This window comes from Hyalangium minutum (genome assembly GCF_000737315.1).
GTDB lineage: Bacteria > Myxococcota > Myxococcia > Myxococcales > Myxococcaceae > Hyalangium > Hyalangium minutum.
Window position 1 is genome coordinate 178,689 of record NZ_JMCB01000012.1, and the last position, 14,778, is coordinate 193,466.

Annotated in this window: 9 protein-coding genes; 7 read left to right on the forward strand and 2 right to left on the reverse strand. The window is 69.4% G+C overall.

Annotation, left to right across the window (positions count from 1 at the left end; genetic code table 11):
• Nucleotides 1-43 precede the first annotated feature (43 nt).
• The 3 genes from DB31_RS28355 to DB31_RS28365 all read left to right on the forward strand — a co-directional run bounded on the left by DB31_RS28355 (nt 44) and on the right by DB31_RS28365 (nt 6,701).
• Nucleotides 44-3,721 (forward strand): DUF3857 domain-containing protein, encoded by a 3,678-nt coding sequence (locus DB31_RS28355; RefSeq protein WP_044193174.1) that lies wholly within the window; start codon nt 44-46, stop codon nt 3,719-3,721.
• 235 nt (nt 3,722-3,956) lie between these two features.
• Nucleotides 3,957-5,321: an ATP-binding protein gene (locus DB31_RS28360; RefSeq protein WP_052420316.1), complete on the forward strand. Its 1,365-nt coding sequence runs from the start codon at nt 3,957-3,959 to the stop codon at nt 5,319-5,321.
• A gap of 30 nt (nt 5,322-5,351) precedes the next feature.
• Nucleotides 5,352-6,701, forward strand: coding sequence for a sigma-54-dependent transcriptional regulator (locus DB31_RS28365; protein WP_044193176.1), 1,350 nt, complete (start codon nt 5,352-5,354; stop codon nt 6,699-6,701).
• A 12-nt stretch (nt 6,702-6,713) separates the two neighbouring features.
• Here DB31_RS28365 and DB31_RS28370 read toward each other — a convergent pair whose 3' ends face one another.
• Entirely contained in the window at nt 6,714-8,879 is a 2,166-nt protein-coding gene (locus tag DB31_RS28370; protein WP_044193177.1) for a bifunctional alpha,alpha-trehalose-phosphate synthase (UDP-forming)/trehalose-phosphatase, read from the reverse strand.
• A gap of 14 nt (nt 8,880-8,893) precedes the next feature.
• On the reverse strand, nt 8,894-10,039 hold the full coding sequence (locus DB31_RS28375) for a hypothetical protein (RefSeq protein WP_044193178.1): 1,146 nt from the start codon (nt 10,037-10,039) through the stop codon (nt 8,894-8,896).
• Nucleotides 10,040-10,359: 320 nt separating this feature from the next.
• Here DB31_RS28375 and DB31_RS47010 point away from each other — a divergent pair, with 320 nt between their 5' ends.
• From DB31_RS47010 to DB31_RS28400, 4 genes are all read left to right on the forward strand, one after another.
• On the forward strand, nt 10,360-11,148 hold the full coding sequence (locus DB31_RS47010; protein ID WP_075306248.1) for a trypsin-like serine protease: 789 nt from the start codon (nt 10,360-10,362) through the stop codon (nt 11,146-11,148).
• A gap of 161 nt (nt 11,149-11,309) precedes the next feature.
• Nucleotides 11,310-12,119: a trypsin-like serine protease gene (locus DB31_RS28390; RefSeq protein WP_169787106.1), complete on the forward strand. Its 810-nt coding sequence runs from the start codon at nt 11,310-11,312 to the stop codon at nt 12,117-12,119.
• A 66-nt stretch (nt 12,120-12,185) separates the two neighbouring features.
• Entirely contained in the window at nt 12,186-13,328 is a 1,143-nt protein-coding gene (locus tag DB31_RS28395) for a sensor histidine kinase (protein WP_240486931.1), read from the forward strand.
• Nucleotides 13,325-14,680 (forward strand): sigma-54-dependent transcriptional regulator, encoded by a 1,356-nt coding sequence (locus DB31_RS28400; RefSeq protein ID WP_044193187.1) that lies wholly within the window; start codon nt 13,325-13,327, stop codon nt 14,678-14,680. The genes DB31_RS28395 and DB31_RS28400 overlap by 4 nt, the downstream gene beginning before the upstream one ends.
• Nucleotides 14,681-14,778 lie beyond the last annotated feature (98 nt).

The following is a 14,778-nucleotide window of genomic DNA, read 5'->3' on the forward strand; positions in this document are numbered from 1 at the left end:
GGCCCCCATGGCCCACCCCACCGAAGGACGAGGGATACGACGGATGTCGCGCTTCACATGGCTCGCCGCACTCTTGGTGCTCACCTGCCCGCTCCTGGCCCTGGCCAGGCCCGCCGACCCCACGGCCGAGGCCGCCCAGGCGCTGGCGGACAAGGCACTTGAGCTCTCCAACTCGCCTCGTGGCACCGCCTACCTCGTCCGTCTGCACGGGATGGTGGAGGACCTCGAGGACATCACGCCGCTGGTGAGCACCTACGCCACCATCGCCAGCAAGCGCAGCGCGGACCCGGGCACGCGCGCCACAGCGACCATGCTGCTGATGGACCTGGAGCGCGCCCGCAGCCGCACCGTGCGCGCCGCCGAGGTGAACCGCGCGCTGGGCTTCATCAACGACTACTACGTCGTCGGCGGCTTCGAGAACGAGGGCAAGAGCGGCTGTGACACCGACTTCGGCCCCGAGGCGGCCACGGTGGACCTGTCCGCGAAGTTCGCAGGCGCCAAGGGCCGCGAGGTGTCCTGGCGCAAGCTCGCCGTGGCTCCGGCGGACGGCTATGTGGATCTGGCCGCAGCGGTGCGCCCGAACCGCGAGGCGGTGGCGTACGCGCTCACGTGGCTGGAGGCGCCCGCGGAGACGCAGGTGGCGCTGGGCGTGGGTACCTCCGGAGCGTTCCGGCTGTGGGTGAACGGGCAGGTGGCGGCGCGCGAGGACCGGTACAACCAGCCTCGGCCGGACCAGAGCCGCGTGGCGGTGAAGCTGCGCAAGGGGCTCAACCGCGTGCTCCTCAAGGTGTGCCAGGAGACGGGCCCGCTGGGCTTCTATCTGCGCCAGGAGCCGATGGGCGGTCGCGGCGCGGTGAAGGTGGCGCTGCCGGGGACTCCGCCCGCGCTGGAGCGGGGCACGGGCCCGGCGCCTCAGGTGCTGCCCACGGTGACTTCGGCGATGCGCGCCCTGGTGGAGAAGAAGCCGGAGGACGCCACGCTGCGCGGCGAGTACGCCACGGTGCTCTCCTTCTTCCGCGCGTATGACGAGCGCGAGCACACCGCCGCGGCGGAGTCCGAGCGCGCGGCCAAGGGGGCCCCGGCTGACGTGGGCCTGCAGTTGCTGGCCGCGTCGAACCAGCGGGATGACCTCAACCTGCGGCGCTATTACCTGGAGGCGGCCCTCAAGGCGGCGCCGGACTCGGTGTCGGCGCGCGTGGCGCTGGCCGAGCACGAGCTGGATCGCGGCCACCCGGAGCGCGTGCCCCCGCTGCTCATGCCGGTGGTGGAAAAGGCGCCCGACGCGGGCTCGGCGCAGCTGACGCTGGCGCGCGCGTACGAGGCGCTGGGCGAGCCGGCCAAGGCACAGCTGATGGTGGAGGAGACGTTCCGCCGCCAGCCTCGCGTGCCCCGGGTGGTGCGGGCGGCGGCCATGTCTTCGCGCAAGCTGGAGCGCACCCAGGAGGTGCTGGATCGGCTGCGCGTGCTGCTGGCGCTGCGCTACGACGACTCGCCGAGCCGCCGCATGCTGGGCTCGATGCTGGCGGACCTCGGGCAGGTGGAGGCGGCCACGCGCGAGTACTCCACGCAGCTGGGCCTGAACCCCTTCGACAATGACTCGCGCGTGCGGCTGGGTGAGCTGCGCGCCGCCAACGGGCAGGTGGACGCGGCGGTGGCGAACTTCGCCGAGGCCCGGGCGCTGGCCCCGGACGAGCCTGAAATCTACGAGCGCGAGGGCCGTGCGCTGCTGGCCGCTGGGCGCCGGGATGAGGCCATGGCCGCCATGGAGCGGGCGCTGGTGCTGCGGCCGCAGAACCCCTCTCTGAAGGAGGCGCTGCGCACCCTGAAGGGCGAGTCCGGCGGCTACGGCACGAAGTACCTGGTGGACGCCACGCCGCTCATCAAGGAAGTGGAGGCCTACCCGAACGAGGACGCGGTTTACGTGGTGGAGAACACCTACGTGCGCGTGCAGAAGAACGGGCTCACGAGCCGGCTGCACCAGCTGGTGGTGAAGGTGCTCAACCAGCGCGGTGTGGAGGACTTCCGCACGCAGCCGGTGGCGTACTCGCCGGATCGCCAGGAGGTGAAGGTGCTGCGTGCGCGCATCACCAAGCCGGACGGCTCCGTGGTGGACAGCTACAGCGACACCGAGCGCAACATCAACGAGCCGTGGACGGGCATGTACTACGACGCCCGCGCGAAGATGCTGAACTTCCCCGCGCTGGCGCCGGGCGACGTGCTGGAGCTGCAGTACCGCATCGAGGACACGGCGCAGGACAACCTGCTGTCGGACTACTTCGGCGAGGTGGAGAACATCCAGGGCATCTACCCGAAGCTGCGCTTCCAGTACTCGGTGGACATGCCCAAGGAGCGCGCCCTGTACTCCAACGCCTCGAAGGTGCCGGGCCTGGCAGCCACCACGGAGGAGATGGACGGCGGGCGCATGCTCTACCAGTGGAAGACGAAGGGCGTGCCCAAGGTGGTGCCAGAGCCGGGCATGCCGGGCTGGGCCGAGGTGGCGCCGCCGCTGCACGTGTCCACGTACAAGTCCTGGGAGCAGGTGAGCCGCTACTGGTGGGGCCTGGTAAGGGATCAGCTCACGCCCAACGACGAGCTGCGCCAGACGGTGGACCGCGTGCTCACGGGCGTGGACCGCAAGGATGATCAGGCGGTGATTCGCGCCGTCTACAACTTCGTGGTGGCCAACACGCGCTACGTGGCGCTGGAGTTCGGCATCCACGGCTACAAGCCGTACCGGGTAGACCGCATTCTGGCGCGGCGCTTCGGCGACTGTAAGGACAAGGCGAGCCTCATCCACGCGATGCTGAAGATTGCGGGGGTGGACAGCCGCATGGTGCTCTTGCGCATGCGGAACCTGGGCTACATCGGTGAGGAGCCGGCGAGCCTGGCGGCCTTCAACCACGCCATCGTCTACATCCCCAAGTACGACACCTTCCTGGACGGGACGGCGGAGTTCCACGGGGCGCGCGAGCTGCCGAGCGCGGACCGGCGGGCCACGGTGCTCATCGTCGAGCCGGATGGGACGAGCACCTTCCGCGTCACGCCCGAGGCCAAGTACGAGGAGAACGTCACGCGGCTCACCATGGACGTGGCGCTCAGGCCGGACGGGGGCGCGGTGGTGAAGGGCCTGAGCACGGTGGGCGGCCAGCAGGCGGCGGAGTACCGGCGGGCGTACCGCACGACGGCCACGCGCAAGTCCACCTTCGAGCGCGCCTGGGCGCAGAGCTTCCCGGGGCTCACGGTGAACGAGGTGAAGCTCAATGACACCACGCTGCTGGACCACGACGTGGACATGGACTTCACGATGACGATTCCGCGCTACGCGGAGGTGGTGTCGGGCTCGGCGCTGCGCTTCCTGCCGTTCGGCACGGGCCGCACCTACCAGCAGGCCTACGCCACGCTGGTGGAGCGCCGGTTCGACCTGGTGATGCAGGGCCCGTGGATGAACCAGTTCACGCTGAACTACACGCTACCCGCGGGCTACACGGTGTCCGAGCTGCCGCCGCCGCTCGAGGAGAAGCACTCCTGGGGCCGGGTGAAGCTGACCTACCGCCAGGAGGGCGGCAAGCTCATCGCCGACGGCGAGGTGGCGATGACCTCTGCGCGCGTGAAGGTGGATGAGTACGCGGCGTTCCGCGACTTCCTCGGCCGCGTGGACCAGGCGTTCAACCGCAAGGTGGTGCTCCAGGGCCCGCCGATGGGGAAGACGGCCGAGCGCTGAGCCCCGCCAGGGACTGAGCACGTGCACATTCCGCACTCCCAGGTGCGGATTCCGCAGCACCCGTCGGAGACACCGGCGGGGTGCTGCGGGGAACCCTGGGGAATGACGCTGTCTCGATGGGGCTGGGAGGTTGGTCCACCCCTTGCTCTGCCCTCCCTCCATGGTGAGGGCGAGGAGCCAGGAGTCGGAGCGTGCTAGGCTCCTGCACATGCGTGCTGGAGACCCCGTCCGCCTCATGCGGTGGTCGCGCTGGGGGATCCTCATCACCGCGATCCTGATGGGCAGCGGGATGGTGCTCTCCGCAGTGGTGAGCCACTCGCGCGTGCACCACATCTCCGAGAACCTCGTCCGTGGCCAGGCGCAGCTGGTCATTGAGGCCGTTCGCCAGGGGCTTCGGGACCTCGGCATGCCGCCCACCTCCGCAAAGCTGGAGCGGCTGCTCACCCACCTCCAGGAGCAGGGGGTGCGGTACCTGGCCCTGGTGCCACGCGATGGGCCCTTCGAAGTCGGCACAGCCTTGGGAGGTCCTCCCTCCGTAGAGCTGCTGCCTCATGGCATGGAGCCCGAGACAGTCCTCACGGAGGTTGGCTCCCGCATCCGCGTGGTGGTGCGAGTGCCTCCGCCTCCTCCGCAAGCGGCGCCTCCTCCGGGGGCCCCGCCTCTGAATGGAGAGCCTCCCAGCCCACCGCCTCGTGAGGCCGGAGGTTTCCAACGTGGCCCGCCACCGGGTGGTTCCCCCCCGCCTCCAGCTCCCGCGAATCAGCCCCCGCCCAACCGCAGGAGGGATTTGCCGCCCACCATCGTCGAGTTCGAACCGTTGATGGCCCAGGAGCTCGAGGCCGGCTCGCGGCGCTCGCTGCTCATCAGCAGCATTGTCGCGCTGGCGCTGCTGACGGGGGCGGCCATTGCTTTCCGGTGGCTGAAGGGGCGCGAGGCGCTGGAGGCCAAACTGGCTCGCGAGCGGCACCTGGCCGTGCTGGGAGAAATGTCCGCGGTGCTGGCGCACGAGCTGCGCAACCCGCTGGCCTCACTCAAGGGTCACGCGCAGCTGCTCGCCGAGGCGCTGCCCGAGGGCCGCTCGCGGACGAAGGCCGAGCGTGTGGTGAAGGAGGCGCTGCGGCTGGAGGACCTGACGAGCAGCCTGCTGGCCTTCGTGCGCACGGGCACCATCCAACGGCAGGAGACGGATCCGGTGGCGGTGGTCCGGGCTGCGGCCGAGGAGGTAGACCCGCGGCTCATCGAGTTGGATGCGCAGGGCGCGCCCGCTTCGTGGTCGCTGGATGCGGCGCGGATGCAGCAGGTGCTGAGCAATCTGCTGCGCAACGCGGTGCAGGCCTCACCGGCGGGAAGCTCGGTGTTCGCGCGCATCGCCACGGAAGAGCAGGCGCTGCTCTATGAGGTGCGAGACGTGGGCAGCGGCATCCCGCCGGGTCAGGAGAACGTCATCTTCGAGCCGTTCCACACGGGGCGGCCGCTGGGCAACGGGCTGGGGCTGGCCGTAGCGCGGCGGGTGGTGGAGCTGCACGGTGGCAGCATCCGGGCCAGCAACCACCCCGAGGGTGGGGCGCTGTTCCGCGTGCGCATTCCCTTTGCGGCCTGAGCGCGAGGCTCCAGGCAGGAGGTTCGAGACATGGGACGCATTCTGGTGGTGGACGATGAAGAGGGCGTCCGGAGCTTCCTGGCGGAGAGCCTCGAGCTGGACGGTCATCAGATCGAGGAGGCGGCGAGCGGCGAGGAGGGGCTGGAGCGCCTGCGAGCCAAGAGCTTCGACTTGGTGCTGACGGACCTGCGGATGCCAGGAATGGGCGGGATGCAGTTGCTGGAGAAGGCGCAGGCAGAACAGCCCGAGGTGGAGTTCATCGTGCTGACGGCGCACGGGAACGTGGAGAACGCCGTACAGGCAATGAAGCTGGGAGCGTTCGACTTCATCCAGAAGCCGGTGAGCGGACCGGCGGAGCTGCGGCTCCTGGCCAACCGGGCGCTGGAGCGGCGCAGGCTGAAGGATCAGGCCGAGGTGGTACAGGCGACGGCGGAAGCGCCGGTGCTGAGCTACGGAGATCCGGCCATGACGCCGGTGGTGGAGGCGCTGAGGAAGGTGGCGCGCACGCATGCCACGGTGCTGCTGCTGGGCGAGAGTGGGACGGGCAAGGAGGTGGCGGCGCGGGCCATCCACCGCATGAGCGATCGGGCCCAGGGGCCTTTCGTGGCCATCAACTGCGCCACGCTGTCCGAGGGGTTGCTGGAGAGCGAGCTGTTCGGCCACGAGAAGGGCGCGTTCACAGGGGCCACGGACCGCAAGCGTGGGCGCATTGAGCTGGCACACGGCGGTACGTTCTTCCTGGACGAGGTGGGCGAGCTGAAGCCGGCGATCCAGGCAAGGCTGCTGCGAGTACTACAGGAGCGTGCCTTCGAGCGCGTGGGCGGCACACGGACGCTGGAGGTGGACGTGCGGTGGATCGCGGCGACGCACCGGGATCTGCGCGGGCAGATTGCCGATGGGACGTTCCGCGAGGACCTCTATCACCGGCTCTCGGTGTTCCCGGTAAAGCTGCCACCGCTGCGAGAGCGCAAGGGAGACATCCTCCCGCTGGCGGACGTGCTGCTGGCGCGGGCCTGCCATGAGCTGAAGCGGCCGGTGCTGAAGCTGTCCGAGGCGGCGAAGAAGGAGCTGCTCGGGGGTCAGTGGACGGGAAACATCCGCGAGCTGGCGAACGCGCTGGAGCGAGCGGCCATCCTCTCGGACGGAGAGATCCTGGAGCCTTGGCACCTGCTGGTGGAGCCTGCACGCACTCCCGCGCCTGCTGCCGCTCCCGCGGCCACGGGCGCGGAGACGGGCGCGATGACGCTTGAGGAGATGGAGCGGCGCACCATCGAGAGAGTGCTGCAAGAGGTCGGCGGCAACCGGCGCGAGGCCTCCGAGCGGCTGGGGATCGGCCTGCGCACGCTCTACGAGAAGCTCAAGCGCTACAAGATCGGCTAAGCGCTGCTTTCCTCAGCCCTGCAGCAGCGCAACGAGCACCTTGCGCACCTCGGCCGGGCCCTTCACCCGGTACCCGGCGCGCGAGGCCTTGCCGTCCGAGTGCACGGAGATGGCTCCCTCCGGCAGCGCGGCGAACAAATCCTCGTCCGTGCGGTCATCCCCAAAGGCCGCCACCAGTGTGCCGGGCTCCGTGCCCTCCAGCGACTGGGCTACCACGCACCCCTTGTTCACTCCACGGGGCCGCACCTCGACCACCTTGTCCCCGGCCAGCACCTCGAGCGGGCTGCGGCCCAGCACCTCGCACAGCTTCAGGCGAAGCTCCCGCGACTGCCACGCGCCGAAGTCCGGATCCACCTGACGGTAGTGCCACGCCAGTGACGCTGTCTTCTCCTCCACGAACGAGCCCGGCACTCGCGAGGTGAACAAGTCCAGCATCGGCCGCGCCAGCTCCTTCCACTCGGGCGCCACTCCCTCCAGCATCTTCCAAGGCGCTCCCGGAGCAGAGCGCGACCAGAGGCCGTGCTCCGCATGGAGCCCCACCGGCAACGCGCCCATCCACTCCTCCAGCGTCTCCTTCATCCTCCCGCTGACGATGTGCACGTGGATGCCCGGCAGGGCCGCCACGCGCCCCAGCAGCTCCAGCAGCTCCGGATCCGGCACGGCCAGCTCTGGCCGTGGCGCGCTGCCCACCAGCGTCCCGTCGTAGTCCAGCAGCAGCACGCGCTGCCGCGTTCCCCTCAGCCGCTCGATCAACTCCGCGGCCGCCCCGGGCTTCGTGCTCCGCTGGGGCACAGACTGGAGCGTGTCCAGGAAGTGGCTCACCCACCAGTGCACGTCGCGGGACTTCACCTGGGCACGCAGGGCGCGCATCCGCCGGCGGCGCTCCTCCACGGGCATCTCCAGGGCATGCTCGATGGCGTCCGCCATGCCATCGATGTCGTACGGGTTGACGATGACAGCGTCACGCAGCTCCGTGGCAGCTCCAGCGAACTCGCTCAGGATGAGCACGCCGTCCTCATCCGGCCGCGCCGCGCAGAACTCCTTGGCCACCAGGTTCATCCCATCCCGGATGGGCGTCACGAGCATCACGTCCGCCGCCCGGTACAGGCCCACCAACTGCCGCTCGTTGAAGGAGCGGTAGAGGTAATGAACGGGGACGTTGTGAACGGTGCCATACTGCCCATTGATGCGGCCCACCAGCTCGTCCACCTTGTCGCGGTAGGCGGCGTAGTCCTCCACCTGCGTGCGGCTGGGCACGGCGACCTGGACGAGCCGCAGGCGCCCACGCCAAGCCGGCTCCCGCTCCAGCAGCCGCTGCACCGCCAGGAGCCGCCGGGGGATGCCCTTGGTGTAGTCCAGCCGGTCGATGCCCAGCAGCAACCGCTGCCCGTCACTGCGCTCCTGGATGACGCTCACCTCTCCGAGCACCCCAGGGTCATGCGCCAGCCGCTCGAAGGACTCCGCGTCGATGCCCATGGGGAAGGAGCCCAGCCGCACGATGCGGCCTTCATGGGTGACGTGGTCCATGTCCGTCTCCAGCCCGAGCACCCGCAGGAGCGCGCTGGAGAAGTGGTACGCATAGCCTGGCGTGTGGAAGCCCACCACGTCCGCGCCCAGCAGGCCGCGCAGCAGCTTCTCGCGGTGGGGCAGCGTCTGGAAGATCTCGCTCGAGGGGAACGGAATGTGGTGGAAGTAGCCAATGCGCGCCTCGGGGAGCCGCTCGCGCAGCAGGCCCGGCACCAGCATGAGCTGGTAGTCGTGGACCCAGATGGTGTCTCCGGGCTGGTAGTGGCGCGCGACCAGCTCGGCGAAGCGCTCGTTGGCCTTGGCGTAGGCGTCCCAGTCCCGGTGGTGCCGCGGCATGCGGTCCAGCAGGTAGTGGCACAGCGGCCAGAGGACACGGTTGGAGTAGCCCTCGTAGAAGCGCGCCACCTCGCTGGGGCTGAGGTACAGCGGCACGCAGCGCAGCGCGGCGAGCTGGGACTCGACCTCGGCGCGCTGGGGGCTCGACAGACGGGAGACATCCCCAGGCCAGCCAATCCACAGGCCGCCCGAGCGCTCATGCGGCCCGCTCAGGCCTGTGGCCAGGCCGCCCGCGCTGCGGACCACGGAGACGTGCTCCTTCTCGGCCTTGACGGTGACGGGGAGACGATTGGAGACCAAGAGGAGTCGCGACATAGGCAACCCTCCACTTAGTCAGAGGGACGCGCCATGGCTACCGAAGAAGGTGTCACGGTGCCTCGTGGCGAACCTTCGCTCGTCCTGGAGGCCCACCCCAGCCGGGCCAGGAGTGCCGGGTCCCGGCTCGGCTTCCAGACGAAGGCATCCAGCAGATAATGGGTGGCCTGGGGGAGTGCCAACAGCGGCACCACGAGGGCCAGCAGGTCCGGTTCCAGGGTGAAGCCACTCGCGCCGAAGAGGACGGGGCGGTCGTGCCAGACGAGCCGGTCCCACAGCAGCTCCTCGCCGAAGGCCAGGGCGGCCAGGAACAGGAGGAAGGCGGGCAGGCCTGCGCGCACCAACGGAGCCAGCGGGCCGTATCCCCCCTCGGCGTAGCGGCCGCGGGCGTAGCGGAACAGAAGCGCGAAGTACGGCACACCGTGGAGGACGACGTTCATCACCGTGAAGGTGAAGTCATCCTGGGCCAGGACGATGCCGCCGAACCACGTCACCCACGTGGCAAGCACGAGGAGCACCTTGCCGACCTGAAGCCCCTCGCCACGGATGACGCGCACGGCCTGGAAGAGAACCCATGCGGCCAGCACCAGTCCGTGAACGGTGAGCGCCACCGTGCCGGCCCACTCGGGAAGCCCGGAGAGAAAGTCGTTCTCCACGAACCACCAGAAGGCGCGCGGGAGGTGGGCATGCCACCAGACGACCGGGCCAAGCGTGGCGGCGTAAACGGCAGCGGCGTCCAGGCGCCGCTCGAGTTCCGAGATGCGAGCCTTGCGATCGTAGAGTGCCACCCAGCCGTACTGCTGGCGCACGAAGTGGAAGAGGGCCACGTAGGCGAACAGCCGCCAGAAGGTACCGGGCGAGGCCATGTGGGCCAGGACGCCGATGACGTAGGCGGCGAGCGGGGCGGCGACGTACAGCGCGGGCCGCTGGCGCAGCTCCTCGACGTCCAAGTAGGTGCGAAACACGGTGGACCAGACGTGGGCCACGTCCACGCAGACGACGAGCAGCACCCAAGCCCACAGGGGCGTGTCTCCCGCGGCACCGAGCCACGGCGCGGCGAGCACCACGGCCACGGACACGAGCGCGGCCCCCGCGAACACGGTGAGGTCCACTCCGCGGCTGAACAGCCAACTCTGGGCCGGGGCGATGAGGCGAGCCATCCACGCCCGAGGCTATCAGGCCCCCGGCCTCTCTGCCCTGGGACTCCGCCCGCCTGCACTGCGGGCGCCCGGGCTCCCGCTCAGGGCTCGCCCGCAGACGGGAAACCCCGCGCCTTGGCATGAAGGTCCCTTGGAGGAATCGCACGCTTCCGGCAGCATCTGCAGGCATCGTGGCTATGCCTTCCCGCTCCCACCGGCTTATCCGGGCAACGCTGCTCTTCCTCCCGCTGGTGCTGGGTGGGTGCCAGCAGCGCGCGGCGCCTTCACCCGCTCCTGTTCCCGGGGAAGGTTTCGTTCCTGATAGCGGGAGCGCCGCCCCCTTGGCGGCAGCGCGAGAACTGCCGCTCCTCGATGAGCACGTGTTCGAGCTGGCCGGCCCGATCGATGTCGAGAATCACTACCCAGCGACAGTCATGGTCGCCACCTCCGTCGGGTCCACCGTTCTTCGGTGCAGTGGGGCCGTCATCCATCCCCGCATGGTGCTCACTGCGGGCCACTGTGTCTGCGGGCGCCACGAAAACTCCTCGACGGGAGGACCTGTCCGGACCTTCATCGACAGCTCGGCATGCGCGCCTTCCTCGACCGTCACCACGGTCGTCTACCACCCCCCTCGCGAGATGGACTCAGATCGCCGAGGGACCTCTGGAAAGATCTTTCCTCATCCCGCCCTTCATATTGCCCTCGGAGTTCAGGACGAGGTGCTCTCCAGCACAGCGGACCTCGCTCTCATCCTCTTGGAGGAACCACTCACGGGAGCCTTCCGCCCTGTTCCACTGGCCGCGAAGGAAGTGGAGCTCAACGACTTCGTGACCATCGTCGGCTACGGCTACGACGAGATCGCGGACGGGTTCAACGGAGACCGCCGCTTCAGCAAAAACAAGGTCAAGGAATTCGCCTCCGCTGGCCAGGGAAGAGTCCTCATTGAACAGCCAGGGCGTCAGGCCTACCGGCTGGACAGTGGAGGCCCCTGTCTTCGCGAGGGTCCTCAGGGCGCCACCCTGGCCGGAGTGTCGAGCCGGCACCTGGGCCAGGGCGCCGCCTTCACGAGCGTTGTCCCCTATCGAACCTGGCTGCACACACAAATGCAGCGCCTGGACACGTTGCGCTGACCCGCGAGGAGGCTCCCGTGATCACGCCCCAGCAACACCCGACTGCTGTCTCGAGGTGGCTCACTCTCATGCTGCTCGTGAGTGCTGGGTGCTCCGCGCAAGCTCCCGCCCTCGGCACGTATCGCCGGGAGTGGAGAGCGGACGGTGTCCCGCCCCAAGGCATGCATCTGGTCCTGACGGAGAGCGAACTGGACGTCGAGAACCGCTATCCCTCCACCGTGCTGGTCAGAGTCCCGCTGGAGCGGGGTGGCTCGAGAACCTGCAGTGGGGTGCTCATTGATCCTCGGCTTGCCCTCACCGCAGCCCATTGTGTCTGTGGGATTCCCAGGGTTGGGCAACGAACGGGCCAGGACAAAACGCGTCTTGGAACCTCCGCCAGTGGCGGCACCCTGATGGACAGTTCCACGTGCACGGCCTCGGCCACAGTGATGACGGTCGTCTACAAGCAGGCGTCGAAGACAGACTCAGACCACAGGGGGCGGACTGGGAAGGTTCGGGCCCACCGTGACTTCAGGATTGTCCTGGATGAGCAAGGGCAGGTGCTGGTGAACGAAGCGGATCTCGCGGTCATCGCCCTGGACGAGCCGTTCAGCGAACAAGAGGCTCCACCTGCAGCTCTGGCGGATCGTGCAGTCAGCCTCCGGGAGCAGGTCATCCTGGTGGGCTTCGGAAATGACAGCCGCACCAATGGCTATAGCGGGGAGCGCCGCTCCGGGCAGAACACGGTCGCGGCGTTGGAAACGGTCGGAAAAACGTTCCTCGTGGGCCAGAAGGGCTCTCACACCCTGGGAGGAGACAGCGGTGGCCCCTGCTTCCGCGACGGCATGCTCGTGGGCATCGCAACCACTTCCTCCACTCCGCCCGTGGAGTTTTCGGAGTTCACGAGCACGCACTTTTATCGGGACTGGTTGAAGGCAGAGATCGCCAACGCCAGGAAGCTGCGCCCTGCCACGACTTCGGGTGTGCCTTAAGCGATGAGGCCCACCTTATCCCTCCCTTCTCCTCCCGCCCGCTTCCGGCGACGGCTGCTGGCCGTGATGCTGGCAGCGGGACTCGTGCCGCTCGTGCTCATGGGGCTGCTCGCCCAGAGCGCCCTGGAGCGGCTGCTCTCCGTGTCCGTGTCCCCCGTGGAGCGCGTCCTCGAGGACGTGTCCGCCGACCTGGAGCGCCAAGGGCTCTCGCAGGCCTCGCTCGATGAGGCCCGGCTCAACCTCGCTCAGGCGGAGCTGGCCCGAAGGGCGCTCGTTCGCCGCGTGCCCATGTTCATCACCGCGCTGGTGGTCGGCGCGACCGCCGTGCTCGCCCTCGCTGCGGTGTTGCTCGGCCGCGCCCTCTCCCGGCCCGTCACCACCCTCACCCAGGGCATGACGGCCTATGCGCGTGGAGATCTCTCCGTGCGCCTCCCCGCCCCCGAGCACCCGCGAGACGAGTTCCAGTTCCTCTTCGCTGGCTTCAACCGAATGGGCCAGGAGCTCCTCGCCCAGCGCGAGCGCCTCAAGGCCGCCGAACAGATCGCCGCGTGGCAGGACATCGCCCGCGCCCTGGCCCACGAGCTGAAGAACCCGCTCACTGCAATGAAGCTTTCGCTCGCGCGTCTCTCCCGGACGGATGCCTCCTCCCCTCCCGATTCCACCCGCATCTCCGAGGCCGTAGCGCTCCTCCAAGAGGAAGTGGAGCTGCTCATGCGCATGACCCAGAGCTTCTCCGCCTTCGCTCGCCTGCCAGCGCCGCGCTTCCAGCCCGTGGCCCTGCGCCCGCTGCTCGCCGAAGTCTGCACGCTCTACCAGGGCGCCTCGCCCGTCCCAGTGGAGCTGGCTCCCGGATCCGAGCCCACCCTCCACGCGGACCCCGACGGCCTGCGCCGCCTCTTCGGCAACCTCGTGAAGAACGCCACCGAGGCCTCCTCTCCCGGCGTACCACCGGTCCACCTGTCCGTGGAATCCCGACCGGACTCCGTGCGAATCACCATCCGTGATGGCGGCGCGGGCATCCCCGCCGTGCTGGAGGGTGCCGCCCTCACCCGAGGTCTCTTCAGCACCAAGCCCGGGGGCAGCGGGCTCGGCCTGCCCATCGCGCAGAAGATCGCCCATGAACACGGGGGCTCCTTGCGCCTGGAACCCGCGCCCGGTGGCGGTACGCTAGCGCTCGTGGATCTCCCCCTCGCCCCGTCCGCGACATGAAGCCTGGACCTCGCATCCTCCTCGTCGATGACGACCCTGGGGTCCTCAAGGGTCTCCGAGGGCTGCTCTCGGACGAGGGCTTCCAGCCCGTGGAGGCCCGCTCCGCCGCCGAGGCCTCGCGCCTGCTCGACGCCCCCGAGGGCCCGCCGGAGCTCATGCTCCTGGACCTGCGCATGCCTGGCGAGACGGGCCTGGAGTTCCTCGCGCGCCTGCCCCGCCCCCTGCCCGCGCCCGTGGTGGTGCTGTCCGGCGAAGCCTCCCCCGCCGAGGCCGTGCAGGCCCTGAAGCTGGGCGCCACGGACTTCGTGGAGAAGCCGCCCTCCCCCGAGCGCCTCCTCACCGCGCTGCGCAATGCGCTCGCCCTGGGTGCGCTGCAGGAGGAGCGTCAGCGGCTGCTGGAGGACCTGGCCCGCCCCGGGCACCTCGTGGGCGAGAGCCCCGCCATGGAGCACCTGCGCCACCTCATCTCCCGCGTGGGCCCGAGCGATGCCGCCGTCCTCATCACCGGCGAGACGGGCACGGGCAAGGAGCGCGTCGCCCGGGCGCTCCACTTGGCCTCGGGGCGCAAGGGACGCTTCGTGGCCATCAACTGCGCGGCCATCCCCGCCACCCTGCTGGAGAGTGAACTGTTCGGCCACGAGAAGGGCGCCTTCTCCGGAGCCACCGCGCGCAGGCCCGGCCGCTTCGAGCAGGCCCAGGGCGGCACGCTCTTCCTCGATGAGCTGGGGGATATGCCGCTGGAGCTTCAGGCCAAGTTGCTGCGCGCCCTGGAGACCAAGGAAGTAGAGCGGCTGGGCAGCACAGGGCCCATCGCAGTAGACGTCCGTATCCTCGCGGCCACGCACCAGGACCTGGCCCGCGCGGTGAAGGAGGGGCGCTTCCGGCAGGACCTCTTCTTCCGGCTCAACGTCATGCCGCTCGCCGTGCCGCCCCTGCGCGAGCGCCCCGAGGATCTTCTCCCGCTGGCCCGCGCCTTCGCCGCCGAGATCGCCGGGCCGCACGTCCCGTTCATGGTAGCGCCGGGAGCCGAGGCCCTCCTGCGCGCCTACCGCTGGCCCGGCAACGTCCGCGAGCTGCGCAACGTCATCGAGCGCCTGAACCTCCTGCGGGGCGACGGCCCACTCACCCTAACGGCCGACGCGGTGGAAGGAGCAGCGCCCCAAGCGCCTCGGGCGGCCCGCCCCACGCTGGGACAGAAGGCCTACCGCGAGCACGTGGAGGACTTCGAGCGGGAGCTCATCCGCGCCGCGCTGGAGGAGGGCGGGAGCATCGCGGGGGCAGCGCGCCTGCTCCAGGTCGACCGGGGCAACCTCTACCGCCGCATCAAGGCGCTCGGCCTCCCGATGCCATGAGGGCGATGTCACCCTCACATCGCGCCGTCACATCCGGATGTGGAAATGACATCCGCGTGTCCCGACCCACCTCGTCATTCCAAGTACTTACGGCACGC

What these genes read in the sequence shown, in the direction of transcription:
- DB31_RS28375 (WP_044193178.1), bottom strand. Translation starts at nt 10,039, where the DNA reads ATGGCTCGCCTCATCGCCCCGGCCCAGAGTTGGCTGTTCAGCCGCGGA.
- DB31_RS28365 (WP_044193176.1), top strand. Translation starts at nt 5,352, where the DNA reads ATGGGACGCATTCTGGTGGTGGACGATGAAGAGGGCGTCCGGAGCTTC.
- DB31_RS28395 (WP_240486931.1), top strand. Translation starts at nt 12,186, where the DNA reads ATGCTGGCAGCGGGACTCGTGCCGCTCGTGCTCATGGGGCTGCTCGCC.
- DB31_RS28355 (WP_044193174.1), top strand. Translation starts at nt 44, where the DNA reads ATGTCGCGCTTCACATGGCTCGCCGCACTCTTGGTGCTCACCTGCCCG.
- DB31_RS28390 (WP_169787106.1), top strand. Translation starts at nt 11,310, where the DNA reads ATGCATCTGGTCCTGACGGAGAGCGAACTGGACGTCGAGAACCGCTAT.
- DB31_RS28400 (WP_044193187.1), top strand. Translation starts at nt 13,325, where the DNA reads ATGAAGCCTGGACCTCGCATCCTCCTCGTCGATGACGACCCTGGGGTC.
- DB31_RS28360 (WP_052420316.1), top strand. Translation starts at nt 3,957, where the DNA reads ATGCGGTGGTCGCGCTGGGGGATCCTCATCACCGCGATCCTGATGGGC.
- DB31_RS28370 (WP_044193177.1), bottom strand. Translation starts at nt 8,879, where the DNA reads ATGTCGCGACTCCTCTTGGTCTCCAATCGTCTCCCCGTCACCGTCAAG.